14 protein-coding genes are annotated in these 13,551 nt (G+C 63.5%); 5 read left to right on the top strand and 9 right to left on the bottom strand.

Translation table 11 applies throughout. The features are described 5' to 3' along the window. Window positions 1-243 precede the first annotated feature (243 nt). Window positions 244-2,871 carry a phosphoenolpyruvate carboxylase gene (gene ppc / locus AC05QJ_RS07685; protein ID WP_476746305.1) on the bottom strand — a complete coding sequence of 876 codons (2,628 nt, stop codon included), beginning with the start codon at window positions 2,869-2,871 and terminating at the stop codon, window positions 244-246. A gap of 131 nt (window positions 2,872-3,002) precedes the next feature. Between ppc and AC05QJ_RS07680 the strand changes: the two genes are divergently transcribed. The 5 genes from AC05QJ_RS07680 (at window position 3,003) to AC05QJ_RS07660 (ending at window position 5,642) form a co-directional block, all read left to right on the top strand. Next, a complete protein-coding gene (locus AC05QJ_RS07680) occupies window positions 3,003-3,347 on the top strand; it encodes a pilin assembly protein (protein WP_476746304.1) in 345 nt (114 codons plus the stop codon). Window positions 3,348-3,596: 249 nt separating this feature from the next. Beyond that, window positions 3,597-4,025, top strand: a complete 429-nt coding sequence (locus tag AC05QJ_RS07675) for a DUF4398 domain-containing protein (RefSeq protein ID WP_476746303.1) — start codon at window positions 3,597-3,599, stop codon at window positions 4,023-4,025. A 47-nt stretch (window positions 4,026-4,072) separates the two neighbouring features. Beyond that, window positions 4,073-4,861, top strand: a complete 789-nt coding sequence (lptF, locus tag AC05QJ_RS07670) for a lipotoxin F family OmpA-related lipoprotein LptF (RefSeq protein WP_476746302.1) — start codon at window positions 4,073-4,075, stop codon at window positions 4,859-4,861. 219 nt (window positions 4,862-5,080) lie between these two features. Beyond that, window positions 5,081-5,356: a type II toxin-antitoxin system Phd/YefM family antitoxin gene (locus tag AC05QJ_RS07665; protein ID WP_476747890.1), complete on the top strand. Its 276-nt coding sequence runs from the start codon at window positions 5,081-5,083 to the stop codon at window positions 5,354-5,356. Beyond that, a complete protein-coding gene (locus AC05QJ_RS07660) occupies window positions 5,319-5,642 on the top strand; it encodes a type II toxin-antitoxin system RelE family toxin (RefSeq protein WP_476746301.1) in 324 nt (107 codons plus the stop codon). Before AC05QJ_RS07665 ends, AC05QJ_RS07660 begins: the two co-directional genes overlap by 38 nt. Window positions 5,643-5,687: 45 nt before the next feature. Here AC05QJ_RS07660 and AC05QJ_RS07655 read toward each other — a convergent pair whose 3' ends face one another. From AC05QJ_RS07655 to AC05QJ_RS07620, 8 genes are all read right to left on the bottom strand, one after another. Continuing rightward, a complete protein-coding gene (locus tag AC05QJ_RS07655) occupies window positions 5,688-6,014 on the bottom strand; it encodes a hypothetical protein (protein ID WP_476746300.1) in 327 nt (108 codons plus the stop codon). Then, on the bottom strand, window positions 6,011-6,931 hold the full coding sequence (locus AC05QJ_RS07650; protein WP_476746299.1) for an alpha/beta hydrolase: 921 nt from the start codon (window positions 6,929-6,931) through the stop codon (window positions 6,011-6,013). The genes AC05QJ_RS07655 and AC05QJ_RS07650 overlap by 4 nt, the downstream gene beginning before the upstream one ends. Next, a complete protein-coding gene (locus tag AC05QJ_RS07645; RefSeq protein WP_476746298.1) occupies window positions 6,903-8,180 on the bottom strand; it encodes a flavohemoglobin expression-modulating QEGLA motif protein in 1,278 nt (425 codons plus the stop codon). Before AC05QJ_RS07645 ends, AC05QJ_RS07650 begins: the two co-directional genes overlap by 29 nt. A 20-nt stretch (window positions 8,181-8,200) precedes the next feature. Then, window positions 8,201-8,746, bottom strand: coding sequence for a hypothetical protein (locus AC05QJ_RS07640; RefSeq protein WP_476746297.1), 546 nt, complete (start codon window positions 8,744-8,746; stop codon window positions 8,201-8,203). 27 nt (window positions 8,747-8,773) lie between these two features. Next, window positions 8,774-9,478, bottom strand: a complete 705-nt coding sequence (locus tag AC05QJ_RS07635) for a TetR/AcrR family transcriptional regulator (protein WP_476747889.1) — start codon at window positions 9,476-9,478, stop codon at window positions 8,774-8,776. A 172-nt stretch (window positions 9,479-9,650) separates the two neighbouring features. Further along, a complete protein-coding gene (gene lysS / locus AC05QJ_RS07630) occupies window positions 9,651-11,153 on the bottom strand; it encodes a lysine--tRNA ligase (protein ID WP_476746296.1) in 1,503 nt (500 codons plus the stop codon). A gap of 93 nt (window positions 11,154-11,246) precedes the next feature. Continuing rightward, a protein-coding gene (prfB, locus tag AC05QJ_RS07625) for a peptide chain release factor 2 (RefSeq protein ID WP_476746295.1) occupies window positions 11,247-12,342 on the bottom strand; the annotation gives its coding sequence in 2 pieces (ribosomal slippage) (window positions 11,247-12,269 and window positions 12,271-12,342; 1,095 coding nt in all). A gap of 159 nt (window positions 12,343-12,501) precedes the next feature. Beyond that, complete coding sequence (locus tag AC05QJ_RS07620; protein WP_476746294.1) at window positions 12,502-13,506, bottom strand: diguanylate cyclase domain-containing protein; 1,005 nt, start codon at window positions 13,504-13,506, stop codon at window positions 12,502-12,504. Window positions 13,507-13,551: the final 45 nt, after the last annotated feature.

The following is a 13,551-nucleotide window of genomic DNA, read 5'->3' as shown; positions in this document are numbered from 1 at the left end:
GCAAATCAATGGATTCGCGAGATCGGCGAATCGCAGGAAATCGGGCGATGACCGCAAATCGGTCAAAAGGCTGCCCAAGATACACAGCGCACCGGGACCATACAAGCGGTCGAAAGTCGGAAAAACCTGCGACAACAAGCCACGGTGTACACGGGTTGCGATGAGCGCAACCAACCGTTCCTACGCCCGATTCCTATCCATCGCAGGGCGCCTTCCGACGCCCTGCAAACAGATTTCAGTCGCTCAACCGGTGTTGCGCAAACCGGCGGCGATACCTGCCACCGTCACCAGCAGAGCCTGCTCCAACGGGCTGTCCAGAGCGGCTTCGCGTTCCCGGGAGCGCGCCAGCAGCTCGGCCTGAAGCAAGTGCAGCGGATCCAGATAGGTGTTGCGCAGGCGAATGAACTCCAGGGTCGCCGGACTGTGCGCCAGTAGCACCGGTTGGCCGGTCAGCCCCAGCACCACCTGGCACGCCTGCGACAATAGGTCGCGCAGATGCGCACCCAAAGGTCGCAGTTCCGGTTGCACCAGACGTTCGTCGTAGGACCTGGCGATATCGGCATCGGCCTTGGCCAGAACCATCTCCAGCATGTCGATGCGGGTACGGAAGAACGGCCACTCCTCGCGCATCTGCGCCAGCAGCGGCCCCTGGCCGCGGGCCAGGGCATTGGCGAGCGCCGCTTCCCAGCCGAGCCAGGCCGGCAGCATCAGGCGCGTCTGCGTCCAGCCGAAGATCCACGGAATCGCCCGCAGGCTCTCGATACCACCGGCACGGCGTTTGGCCGGACGACTGCCCAGCGGCAGGCGGCCCAGTTCCTGTTCCGGCGTCGACTGGCGGAAGTACTCGACGAAGTCGGGGTTCTCTCGCACAACGCCACGGTAGGTTTTCACCCCGTCGGCGGCCAGTTGGTCCATTACTTCACGCCAGGCCGGCTGCGGTGGCGGTGGTGGCAGCAAGGTGGCTTCGAGCACGGCAGCCAGATAAAGGTTGAGGTTCTGCTCGGCGATGTCCGGCAAGCCGAACTTGAAGCGGATCATCTCGCCCTGTTCGGTGGTGCGGAAGCGCCCCGCCACAGAGCCCGGCGGCTGCGACAGGATCGCCGCATGGGCCGGGCCGCCTCCGCGCCCCACGGTGCCGCCACGGCCGTGGAACAGCAGCAGTTCGACCTCCTGCTCGCGACAGATCCGCACCAGGGTTTCCTGGGCGCGGTACTGTGCCCAGGCTGCGGCGGTCGTGCCGGCGTCCTTGGCCGAGTCGGAATAGCCGATCATCACTTCCTGCGGGCCATGCAAACCGGCGCGATAACCCGGCAGGCCGAGCAGGCGCTCCATCACCGGCCCGGCGTTGTCCAGGTCGGCGAGGGTTTCGAACAGCGGCACCACCCGCATCGGTCGCAGCAGACCGGCTTCCTTGAGCAGCAATTGCACCGCCAGCACATCCGAGGCGGCACCCGCCATGGAGATCACGTAGGAACCCAGCGAAGCCGCCGGGGCATTGGCAACCTCGCGGCAGGTGGCAAGCACTTCGGCGGTCTCGGCCTGGGGTTTGAAATGAGCCGGCAGCAGGGGGCGACGGCTGCTCAGTTCGCGCTGAAGGAAGTCGATCCGCGCCTCTTCATTCCAGTCGGCGTAGCGGCCAAGGCCAAGGTAATCGGTGATTTCACTGAGCGCAGCGGCATGGCGGGTGGAGTCCTGGCGTACGTCCAGGCGCACCAGGAACAGGCCGAAGGTCACCGCCCGGCGCAAACAGTCCAGCAGCGGCCCATCGGCGATCACGCCCATGCCACATTCGTGCAGGGAGTCGAAGCACAGTTGCAGCGGCTCGAACAGTTCGCGGTTGTCCTGCAGCACCAGCGGCCCGGGCGCCTGCGGTGCGGCCAGCGACGCCTGGGCCCACGCGCGGGTTTCCCGCAGGCGCTCGCGCAGCGGCTTGAGCACGGCGCGATAAGGCTCGGCACACTCGCCCACTTTCGCCCGCAACGCCGGACTGGCCTGTTGCATCGACAACTCGGCGGCCAGCGACTGGATATCCCGCAGGAACAGGTCGGCGGCCATCCAGCGCGCCAGCAGAAGCACTTCGCGGGTCACACTGGCGGTGACATTCGGGTTGCCGTCACGGTCGCCGCCCATCCACGACGCGAAGCGGATCGGTGCGGCCTCCAGCGGCAGGCGCAGGCCGGTGGCGGCATGCAGTGCCTTGTCGGCTTTGCGCATGTGGCTGGGGATCGCGTGCCAGAGGGAGTGCTCGATGACCGCGAAGCCCCACTTGGCTTCATCCACGGGCGTCGGCCGGGTGCGGCGGATTTCCTCGGTGTGCCAGGCTTCGGCAATCAACCGCTGCAGACGCTCGCGCACCTGTTCGCGCTCGGCGGGGACGAGGTCGCGGTGGTCCTGGGCCGCCAGTTGCGCGGCGATGGCATCGTATTTCTGGATCAGGGTACGGCGCGCCACCTCAGTGGGGTGGGCGGTCAGCACCAGTTCGATATTCAGCTTGCCGAGTTGCCGGGCCAGGGCGTCATCACTGTGGCCGGCGGCCTTGAGACGGGCCAGCAGTTCGGGCAGCACAGTGGCTTCGAACGGCTCGGGCTGGTCGGCGTCGCGACGGCGGATCAACTGATACTGTTCGGCGATATTGGCCAGGTTGAGGAACTGATTGAACGCCCGCGCCACCGGCAGCAGTTCATCGTCGGCGAGATCCGCCAGGGTCGAACTCAGCTGTTCTTCCCCGCCACTGCGGTCGGCCTTGGCGCTGTGGCGAATCGCCTCGATCTTCTGCAGGAAGGCCTCGCCGTGCTGTTCACGCACGGTGTCCCCCAGCAACTCGCCCAACAGATGAACATCTTCCCGCAAGCGCACATCGATATCGGTCATCAACCTTTCTCCACACCCTGGAAACATCGCGTTGCCAGCAGAGTGCCCCACTACCGCTCGTGCTTTCAAGGCGCATGCGCGAACGAACTGGCTACGCTTTAACCAGTCCCAATGGTTTTACGGAGGGCATCATGAAAATTCGCGAACTTGCTCAGTACTGGGAACAGAACGCCAAAGGCCGCTTGAGTCCTACCGGCCACACCCTGCACCTTGACGTCGAGGCCGCCGCGCGCCTTGCCGCCCTGGCCGAGATGTACCCCAAGCGCACCCCGGAGGAACTGCTCGGCGAACTGCTTGGCGCCGCCCTCGAAGAGCTGGAAGCCAGCTTTCCGTATATCAAGGGGCAACAGGTGATCGCCACCGACGAGGAAGGCGATCCGCTGTACGAAGACGTCGGCCCCACGCCGCGCTTCCTCACCCTTTCGCGCCAGCATCTGCGGGCGATGAGCAGCGGCAAGAACCGCCCGGCCCACTGAGAATTCAGGGGCCGCGTCGCGACCCCTACCCCTTTTTCACAGCAAAAGTTCCCCGTCAAACCCACTGACCGATCAGTCAGCAAAAGTCGCCTATCAAGCGGTACTTTTTCTGAACTTTTGAAAAAACGGCCAAGTCACAGCCAGTAGCCACTACGGCAAAAACCCTTCGCCGGCGGGCCTCTTCAGCCCGGGGGAAGGAGCCAAGTCGATGGACTGTTACGGAACTCGTCGTTCATCAGGAGTGATCCAATGGAGTTGACCACCATGAAGACCCGCATCGAGAAAACCCCGTTCCACCTGCGCGGGATCAAGCTCGCCGCCCTGGCCCTGGGCAGCAGCCTGGTACTGGCCGGTTGTGCTGGCAAGCCACCTACCGAGCAGTACGCCGTGACCCAGTCCGCGGTCAATTCCGCGGTCAGCGCCGGTGGCACCGAATTCGCCGCCGTCGAGATGAAAGCCGCGCAGGACAAGTTCAAGCAGGCCGAAATCGCCATGCACGACAAGAAATATGACGAAGCCAGGCTCCTCGCCGAACAGGCCGAGTGGGACGCCCGCGTCGCCGAGCGCAAGGCCCAGGCCATGAAAGCCCAGAAAGCCGTGCAGGACGCTCGCCAGGGCGTTCAGGAACTGCGCGAGGAAGGCATGCGTGCCGCCGAACCGACTCAGCCACAGCCTTGAGCGCTCTCGCCCCGTGCATTTCGTAATTCGATCAAAGGATGAACACTATGCGTAACCACGTGATGATCCCCGCCCTCCTGGCCCTGAGCATCGGCCTGGTCGCCTGCGCCACGCAGCCGAACCCGAACCTCGAATCGGCCCGGACCAATTTCTCGGCGCTGCAGAGCGACCCGCAGTCGAGCAAGGTCGCCGCCCTTGAAACCAAGGACGCCCAGGACTGGCTGAACAAGGCCGACAAGGCCTTCATGGACAAGGAAGACTCGAAGAAGGTCGACCAGCTCGCCTACCTGACCAACCAGCGTGTCGAGGTGGCCAAGCAGACCATCGCCCTGCGCACCGCCGAAGCCAACCTGAAAAACGCCGCCGCCCAGCGCGCCCAGGCTCGCCTGGATGCCCGCGACGCGCAGATCAAGCAGCTTCAGGAAAGCCTCAACGCCAAGCAGACCGACCGCGGCACCCTGGTGACCTTCGGTGACGTGCTGTTCGACTTCAACAAGGCCGACCTGAAAAGCAGCGCCTACCCCAATATCACCAAGCTGGCGCAGTTCCTTCAGGAAAACAGCGACCGCAAAGTGATCGTCGAGGGCTACACCGACAGCGTCGGCAGCGCCAACTACAACCAGACCCTGTCCGAGCGTCGCGCCAACTCCGTGCGCATGGCGCTGGTGCGTGCAGGCGTCGACCCGACCCGCATCGTCGCCCAGGGCTATGGCAAGGAGTACCCGGTCGCCGACAACACCAGCGATTCCGGCCGCGCCCAGAACCGTCGGGTGGAAGTGACCATCTCCAACGACAACCAGCCGGTAGCGCCGCGAACCATGAGCAGCGTGCAGTAAGCACCGGGCTGAAATGAAAAATCCCGCCAGGCTGGCGGGATTTTTTTGTGTTCGCGCAGGATGAACACGTTTAAGAGCACCTTTAAAAGCACTACAAAAAGCACTACCATCGCGTTGTTCAGGTCCGCCGAAAGCCGCTGCTGTTCGCCATCAGCAACGCCCTACGGCAATCAGGGCCGCACCCGACAGCCAACCCAATCAGGAAATGTTGCCATGGCAATGACATTCGCGGTCCTGGCCGATGTAGCCGCCTCGGTCACCGACCTTAAAAAGGATCCCATGGGCACCCTGCGCGAAGCCAACGGCGAGACCGTTGTCATCCTCAACAGAAACGAACCGGCTTTCTATGCGGTGCCGCCGGATCGCTACGAGGCGATGATGGAACTGATCGATGATGCACAACTGGCAGAGCTGGTCAGGCAACGACGTGGGGAGCCTACCGTCAGGGTAGATATCGATGAGCTCATTGCGCACGCCGGGGGCTCCGGCAACTGACTATTTGCTGGAGTTCAACCTGAAAGCGCGGAAGGAATTCGACCGCCTGGACGCTTCGATCCGGCTGCAACTGGCGAAAAAACTGAAAGCCCGCCTGGCCGGGCCACGGGTCGAGGCCGACAGGCTCGCGGGCATGCCGGATTGCTACAAGATCAAGCTGCGAAGCATCGGCTATCGGCTGGTCTATCAGGTGGTCGACGATCGGCTGGTCGTTCTGGTGATCGCCGTTGGCAAGCGAGAGAACAATCAGGTCTATTGGGCGGCAGCGGCTCGCATCACCCACTGACTGAAAAAAGCCATTGCCGGGAAGCCGGCAATGGTTTTTTTGCAATCACTCTGTCTGCTGCGGCGTCTCCTGCCCCATGCAGCGCACGGCCTGTTTCTTGTTGTCCACCAGCACACCGGTCAGGCCTTTCTGCTGCATGTCGAACAACACCAGCACGCCATCGATGCACTGGGCCATTTGCGGCGCGGGGTTGAGGGAGACCTTGTAGTCCTCGCCCGGCACGGTCTTGAGCATGGTGAACTCGGACAGCAGCAAGGCATCCTCCGGCTTGGCGAAATGCAGGTAGCCGTAATACCAGAGGGCACAGACGGTCCCCACGATGCTGCAGACTCCGGTGATGATCAGGGGGACGGCGTTGCGTTCTTCACTCATTGCGACTTCTCGTCAGGATAATTCGGGACTTCGGCCAGCCGGCGCAAGCCGTTGAAATGTTCGGGGTCGTCAAGGAAGCGCAGCATCACCTGGCGCCAGGTCGGGTCACCGAAGGTCTGCACATGCGCCCCTCGCACCAGTTGCAGGACCCGCGGCGGCGGCGCGGCCTGGTACAGGCGAATGCCGTTGTCCATGGGCACCAGAGCATCGTCGATGCTATGGAAGAACAGTTTCGGCGGGGTCTTAAGCTGGCCGATCGCCCGTATCGCGCTGTCACCGTCGGGCACCAGCCACGACAGCGGCACCTGCAATGGCCAGGTCATCCAGGAGGTGCTCAGGGCAAAACGCCCCACATCACGGTAACTGGCCGGTACGCCATCGAACACCAGCGCTTTGAAACGCGGCAACTGGTCCTGATGCTGCGCCAGGTAGTGAATCGCCATGGCGCCACCGAGACTCTGGCCCAACAACACCAGCGGCTTGTCATGGACCTCTGGCGCTTTGCCCAGCCAGTCCAGTGCGGCGCCAATGTCCTGGTAGACCTCCGGCAGCCGCGGCTTGCCTTCGGACAATCCATACCCACGGTAATCGATCATCAACACCTGCCAACCCTGCTCCGGCAGCCAGTAGCTGCCGCCCAGGTGCCAGGCCAGATTGCCGCCGTTGCCGTGCAGGTGCAGCACGGTGCCCTTCACTTCCACGCCCTCCTTGGCCGGCAGCCACCAGCCATGCAGGCGGGTGCCGTCTTCGGCGGTCAGGCTGACGTCGCGCCAGGCCAGGCTGGCCTTCTCGGGGGTGAACGGCTGGCCTGGCTCGGGGTAGAACAGCAACGAGCTACAGGCAGACAGCCCCAGCACCAGGCACAGGGCCAACAGCCCGCGCCAGCGCTCAGAGAATGTTCGAGTAGTCGGCTTCAATCCGGTCCAGGCTCAAGTGGTTGAGGAAGTTGGAAAAACACATCCAGGCCGACAGCGCGTTGAGGTCGCGGAACTGCTCCGGCAGGTACTTGGGCGGTGCCACCAGCCCCTCGTCCACCAGTTGACGCAGGGTGCGCATGTCTTCCAGGGTGGTCTTGCCGCAGAACAGCAGCGGGATCTGTTCGAGCTTGCCTTTTCTCACGGCCAACTGAATGTAGTTGTAAACCATGATGAAGCCCTTGAGGTAGGACAAGTCTTTGGTAAATGGCAGCCCGCCAGGCACCGAACCGCGGAACACCCGGCTGGCGTTGCCGTAGCTTTCTGCCATCTCGAAACCCTGGGCGCGGAAAAATTCGTAGACCTGCAGGAAGTCCGCCCCCTCTTCCACCATGTGAATGGCGCGGGTACGGTTGGTCAGCTTGCGCAGCCGGGTCGGGTAGGACGCGAAGGCGATGACTTCCATCAGGATCGCCAGGCCTTCCTGGGTCACCGTCGACGAGGGCGGGCCCTTGGCAAGGAAGGTGCAAATCGGCTGGTTCAGACCATTGAGGGTGGTGCCGACGTGCACCAGGCCCTCGTGGACTTCCAGGGCGCGCACATCGCGGCTGTTGAACATGGCGTCGGCGCGGATCTTGATGTAGTCGGCACCTGCCGCAGCATCGGCGACGATACCGTCGGACTCGAACACGCGGATCGTTTCCTCGGCCTCGCCGAACACCTTGTTCAGGCGGTGCTGGAGAATATCCACGGCCTGCTTGGCCGTGAGGTTCTTCGGTTCGTCCTTGAGGTCGCCACGACCGTCGATGTTGTTCAGGTAGTCCGAGAGCATCAGGCCGAGATCGGCCAGGGTCGGATCACCGGCATGGAACGCGTCGGAGGCCGCGCCGTACAATTCCTGCGAGATCAGGCCGAAGTCCTCGGTGCCGCGCGCTTCGAGCATGCGCACCACCATGCGGTACTCCTTGCACATGCGCCGCATGATCTGCCCGACCGGATTGAACTGCCCCAACTGGCGGGTGATGTCGCGCTCGATGTTCTGGAACTCCAGCTTCAGCGCGGCGGAATCGAACGACAATGGCCGGTTCAGGTAGTACGCCCGGTCCACCGCCGGCGGTTCCTTGCCCTTGGCCTTGAGAAAGCCCTGACGGATACTGTCGTCCCACTTCACCGCGTCGAGCACGCGAATCGGCGTCTGCGCCTGGACAATGCGGTCGGAAAGGGCCCGTATCGTCTGCTGGTACTCGTCCACGCTCACTCCTCGTTCTTCCGTTATTTGCCAGCCCGCTGGAACCGCGCCACTTCGACGAAGAGGTCGGAGTTGGCCGGGTCATCCAGATAGGCCAGGACACGTTCCATCGGGCTGTCGATCAACACCCCGTCGCCGTTGTCTTCCGGCACTTCGATGGTACGGCCGCTGAGTTCTTTCTTTTCCAGAGCCTGGTTGACCTGCTCGACATCGAGGTTGTAGACCACCAGTTCCTGGTTATCGATCACTTCGAAGCCGCCGATCAGGAAATTCCCGCCCATGGCCTTGGGCACGCCGGCCGAGAGGTACCAGCGGCTGCCGTGGCGCGAAACCGTGAAGGCGTACTCCTGACGGGGTTTGCCCTGGGCCTTGGCCAGCGCCTTGTAGGCGTTGCCGCCGGACCGGCTGATCTGCAGGGTCAGAGGCTCGCCCCAGGCATCCTTGCTGGTCCATTTGCCCAACAGGGCCTTCGGCGCTGGCTCGTTGGCCGGGATCGGCTCGTTGAACGTCACCAGGCAGCCATTCAACAGCAGGAAAGACAGGGCCAGCAGCACACGCCAGGCTTTCATCAGGATCTCCTTAAAGGGGCCGGCGACTCACTCCGCCGCCAGCACCAGGTGCAGGTAACGGACAAGAATAGCGAGCATCTGCCCTTCAGCCTGCGGTTTTGCGGCATCGAGCAGGCCCTGATATTCCATCTGCTCGATTATTGCCGTCAACACAATGGCGTCCTGCTGCGGCTGGCGCGAGCCCACGACCTGCAACAACTGGCAGGCGCCGCGCAGGAGAATCTGCTCATGGGCCCTCACCAGCTCCGCCAGCCGCGGGCTCAGCAGGGCTTCCTGGCGGAAGGCCTGTTCGGCCATGAGGAAGTCGCGACGGTTGTGCAACTGACGCTGCACGTACTCGGTGGTCATCTTCGCCACCTCGTCGGCCAGCCGCGCCCGCGAGGCCGGACTGCCATCGCCCTGGGCGAGCAACTGGCGCAGCACCACTTCGGTGTTTTCCCACAGTTTGGCCATGTAGGCGGCGCTGCGTTCGACGTACTGGGCGAAGGTGTCGGTCAGCAGGTCCTGGATATCGTTGAAGTAGTAGGTGGTAGCCGACAGCGGTACACCCGCCTCCGCCGCCACCGCGCGATGGCGTACGCCGCGCACGCCGTCACGCACGACAATGCGCATGGCCGCGTCGAGGATCTGCTGGCGGCGCTGCTCGCTGCCCTGACGGCTGGCCTTGCGGCCCTGGTACTGAACGCTTTCCGCTACGGCGGTGGCAACGCCGGCGGCACCCTGCTCAACCAATGTTGGGGACACTCTGGAAACCTCGGAAATCTGGGAGCTACAAGCAGCAAGCTTCAAGCTGCAAGAGAAAGCCGTCAGCAGCGCCGCAGCTTTTCCTTGCAGCTTGAAGCTTGAGGCTTGCAGCTCAGGAAACTCAGGCCGAAAAAAGCCGCCTCGAGGGCGGCTTTCTGGGTCAGGCCTGCGGACGCATGTGCGGGAACAGGATCACATCGCGGATCGACGGCGAGTTGGTCAGCAGCATCACCAGACGGTCGATACCGATACCTTCACCTGCGGTCGGCGGCATGCCGTACTCCAGGGCACGGACGAAGTCGGCGTCGTAGTGCATGGCTTCGTCGTCACCGGCGTCCTTCTCGGCCACCTGGGCCATGAAGCGCTCGGCCTGGTCTTCGGCATCGTTGAGCTCGGAGTAGGCGTTGGCGATCTCGCGGCCACCGATGAACAGCTCGAAGCGGTCGGTGACGTTCGGGTTCTGGTCGTTGCGACGGGCCAGCGGCGAGACTTCGAACGGGTACTCGGTGATGAAGTGCGGCTGCTCCAGCTTGCTCTCCACCAACTCCTCGAAAATCATCACCTGCAGCTTGCCCAGGCCTTCGTGGCCAAGGACCTTGGCACCCGCTTTCCTGGCGATTGCGCGGGCCTTGTCGACGTCCAGCAGGTCGGCCTCGGTGAGGTCCGGGTTGTACTTGAGGATCGAGTCGAACACACTCAGGCGCACGAATGGCTCGCCGAAGTGGAACACCTTGTCGCCGTACGGCACATCGGTGCTGCCCAGAACCAGCTGCGCCAGCTCGCGGAACAGCTCTTCGGTCAGGTCCATGTTGTCGGTGTAGTCGGCATAGGCCTGGTAGAACTCGAGCATGGTGAACTCGGGGTTGTGCCGGGTCGAAACGCCTTCGTTACGGAAGTTGCGGTTGATCTCGAAGACTTTTTCGAAGCCACCGACCACCAGGCGCTTGAGGTACAGCTCCGGGGCGATCCGCAGGAACATGGCCATGTCCAGCGCGTTGTGGTGGGTTTCGAACGGCTTGGCCGCGGCACCGCCAGGGATGGTCTGCAGCATCGGCGTCTCGACTTCGAGGAAGTCGCGCTTGGCCAGGAAGCTGCGGATGTGCGAGATCACCTGGGAACGCACGCGGAAGGTCTCGCGGGTTTCCTCGTTGACGATCAGGTCGACGTAGCGCTGGCGGTAGCGCTGCTCGGTGTCGGTCAGGCCGTGGTGCTTGTCGGGCAGCGGGCGCAGCGACTTGGTCAGCAGGCGCACGTGGGTCATCTCGACGTACAGGTCGCCCTTGCCGGAACGGGCCAGGGTGCCTTCGGCAGCGATGATGTCGCCCAGGTCCCAGGTCTTGACCGCCGCCAGGGTTTCTTCCGGCAGGGTCTTGCGGTTGACGTAGACCTGGATGCGACCGGTCATGTCCTGGATGACCATGAACGAACCACGGTTGAGCATGATACGGCCGGCAACCTTGACCGGAATCGCGGCTGCTTCCAGCTCTTCCTTGGTCTTGTCGGCGTACTGCTTCTGGAGATCGTTGCAGTAGCTGTCACGGCGGAAGTCGTTGGGGAAGGCCTGGCCCTTGGCGCGCTCTGCGGCAAGTTTTTCCTTGCGCAGGGCGATCAGGCTGTTTTCTTCCTGTTGCAGGTCTTGCGATTCGGTCTTGAGGTCGCTCATGTCGTCATTCTTTCCATCAGGTATTCGTTGCCCGTTCCGGGCAGGGCACGCGATCCCGGCGCCGGGCCGGGTCTCGCGGCAGTGGTGTGCGGCTTACAGCCCCTGCTTGAGGCTCGCTTCCAGGTACTGGTCGAGGTCGCCGTCCAGGACCTTCTGGCAGTCGCTGCGCTCGACGCCGGTACGCAGGTCCTTGATGCGCGAGTCATCCAGCACGTAGGAACGGATCTGGTGACCCCAGCCGATGTCCGACTTGCTGTCTTCCAGGGCCTGGGAAGCGGCGTTGCGCTTCTGCATTTCCAGTTCGTACAACTTGGCCCGCAACATCTTCATGGCGGTGTCCTTGTTGGCGTGCTGGGAGCGTTCGTTCTGGCAGGCCACCACGGTGTTGGTCGGCACGTGGGTGATCCGCACCGCCGAGTCGGTGGTGTTGACGTGCTGACCACCGGCACCGGAGGAGCGGTAGGTGTCGATGCGCAGGTCGGACGGGTTGATCTCGATCTCGACCTTGTCGTCGATCTCGGGGGACACGAACACCGCCGAGAACGAGGTGTGGCGACGGGCACCGGAGTCGAACGGGCTCTTGCGCACCAGACGGTGCACGCCGATCTCGGTACGCAGCCAGCCGAACGCGTACTCGCCCTTGATGTGCACGGTGGCGCCCTTGATGCCGGCGACTTCACCCTCGGACAGTTCGATGATGGTGGCGTCGAAACCGCGCTTGTCGGCCCAGCGCAGGTACATGCGCAGCAGGATGTTGGCCCAGTCCTGTGCCTCGGTGCCGCCGGAACCGGCCTGGATGTCCAGGTAGGCGTTGTTCATGTCCATCTCGCCGCTGAACATGCGACGAAACTCGAGCTGGGCCAGGTGTTCTTCCAGGCTCTGCAGCTCGGCCACGACGTCGCTGACAGCGCCTTCGTCGTTCTCCTCGACGGCCATGTCGAGCAGGTCCTTGCAGTCGGCCAGGCCACCGGAAAGCTTGTCCAGGGTCTCGACGACCTGCGCCAGCATGGCGCGCTCGCGGCCCAGGCCCTGGGCGTACTCGGGCTTGTTCCAGACGTTCGGGTCTTCGAGCTCGCGGTTGACTTCGATCAGGCGGTCATGCTTGTGATCGTAGTCAAAGATACCCCCGAATAGACTCGGAACGCTCGGTGAGGTCCTTGATGGTATTCAGGATCGGATTGATTTCCATGGGCGGGCGGCTCTCGTGCGGATGCTGTGAAAAGCCGGAGAGTATAGCGCAGGAGGGCCTGCCAGCTACAAGCGGCAAGCTACAAGCGGCAAGACAAGCCGCGCACCACTCCTGCCTTCACTTGTAGCTTGCCGCTTCCAGCCCGCAACCGGATCACCGTCAGGCGATGCCGACCTGGTTGCGACCGTTGTTCTTGGCCTGGTAGAGGGCGTTATCCGCCGCCGAGATCAACTGCCGGCAGGTACTGCCGATGGGCGGCGTCTGGGTCGCGATGCCGATGCTGACGCTGAGGAAGGAATCAGGCTGCGGCATGATGTGGGCGATGCGTGCGGCCGCCACCGTCTGGCGCAGCTTTTCCGCCAGCAGGCGCGCACCGCCGGGCGAGGTGTTGGGCAACACCAGGGCGAATTCCTCGCCGCCATAGCGCGCCGGCAGGTCACTGGGCCGCGAGCTGCAGCCGCGGATGGCCTCGGCCACCTGGCGCAAGGCCTCATCGCCCGCGAGGTGGCCGAAGGTATCATTGAACGACTTGAAGTAGTCCACGTCGATCATCAGCAGCGACAACTGCGACTGCTCGCGCATGGCCCGGCGCCATTCCAGCTCGAGGTACTCGTCGAAGTGGCGGCGGTTGGACAGCCCGGTCAGGCCATCGGAGTTCATCAGCCGCTGCAGCACCAGGTTGGTGTCAAGCAACTGCTGCTGGCTGACCCGCAGCGCCCGGTAGGCTTCGTCGCGCTGCAGCAGGGTCAGGTAGGAGCGCGAGTGGTAGCGGATGCGCGCTACCAGCTCGATGGTGTCCGGCAGCTTGACCAGGTAGTCGTTGGCCCCGGCGGCGAAGGCCGCGCTCTTGACCAGCGGGTCTTCCTTGGTCGACAGCACGATGATCGGGATGTCCTGGGTCGCCGGGTTGGCGCGGTATTCGCGCACCAGGGTCAGGCCGTCCAGGCCCGGCATGATCAGGTCCTGCAGGATCACCGTCGGTTTGATGCGGATGGCCTGGGCCACCGCTTCGTGGGGATCGGCACAGAAGTGGAAGTCGATGTTCTCTTCATGGGCCAGGCCCCGGCGCACGGCTTCGCCGATCATCGCCTGGTCGTCGACCAGCAGGACCATCGCCGAGTTCTCGTCAGAGGTTGAAAAGCCGTCGATCGGTAGATCATTCATGCGCGGTCACCTGGGCACTGCCGGCAGGCCGGCGTGGCTGAATAC

The sequence above is a fragment of the Pseudomonas sp. TUM25319 genome (assembly GCF_056388475.1).
This window is presented reverse-complemented; position numbering and strand designations above follow the sequence as displayed.

Bases quoted from the DNA above. Each gene is read 5' to 3' on its own strand.
- ppc (WP_476746305.1), bottom strand. From the start codon at position 2,871: ATGACCGATATCGATGTGCGCTTGCGGGAAGATGTTCATCTGTTGGGC.
- AC05QJ_RS07680 (WP_476746304.1), top strand. From the start codon at position 3,003: ATGAAAATTCGCGAACTTGCTCAGTACTGGGAACAGAACGCCAAAGGC.
- AC05QJ_RS07675 (WP_476746303.1), top strand. From the start codon at position 3,597: ATGGAGTTGACCACCATGAAGACCCGCATCGAGAAAACCCCGTTCCAC.
- lptF (WP_476746302.1), top strand. From the start codon at position 4,073: ATGCGTAACCACGTGATGATCCCCGCCCTCCTGGCCCTGAGCATCGGC.
- AC05QJ_RS07665 (WP_476747890.1), top strand. From the start codon at position 5,081: ATGACATTCGCGGTCCTGGCCGATGTAGCCGCCTCGGTCACCGACCTT.
- AC05QJ_RS07660 (WP_476746301.1), top strand. From the start codon at position 5,319: ATGAGCTCATTGCGCACGCCGGGGGCTCCGGCAACTGACTATTTGCTG.
- AC05QJ_RS07655 (WP_476746300.1), bottom strand. From the start codon at position 6,014: ATGAGTGAAGAACGCAACGCCGTCCCCCTGATCATCACCGGAGTCTGC.
- AC05QJ_RS07640 (WP_476746297.1), bottom strand. From the start codon at position 8,746: ATGAAAGCCTGGCGTGTGCTGCTGGCCCTGTCTTTCCTGCTGTTGAAT.
- lysS (WP_476746296.1), bottom strand. From the start codon at position 11,153: ATGAGCGACCTCAAGACCGAATCGCAAGACCTGCAACAGGAAGAAAAC.
- AC05QJ_RS07620 (WP_476746294.1), bottom strand. From the start codon at position 13,506: ATGAATGATCTACCGATCGACGGCTTTTCAACCTCTGACGAGAACTCG.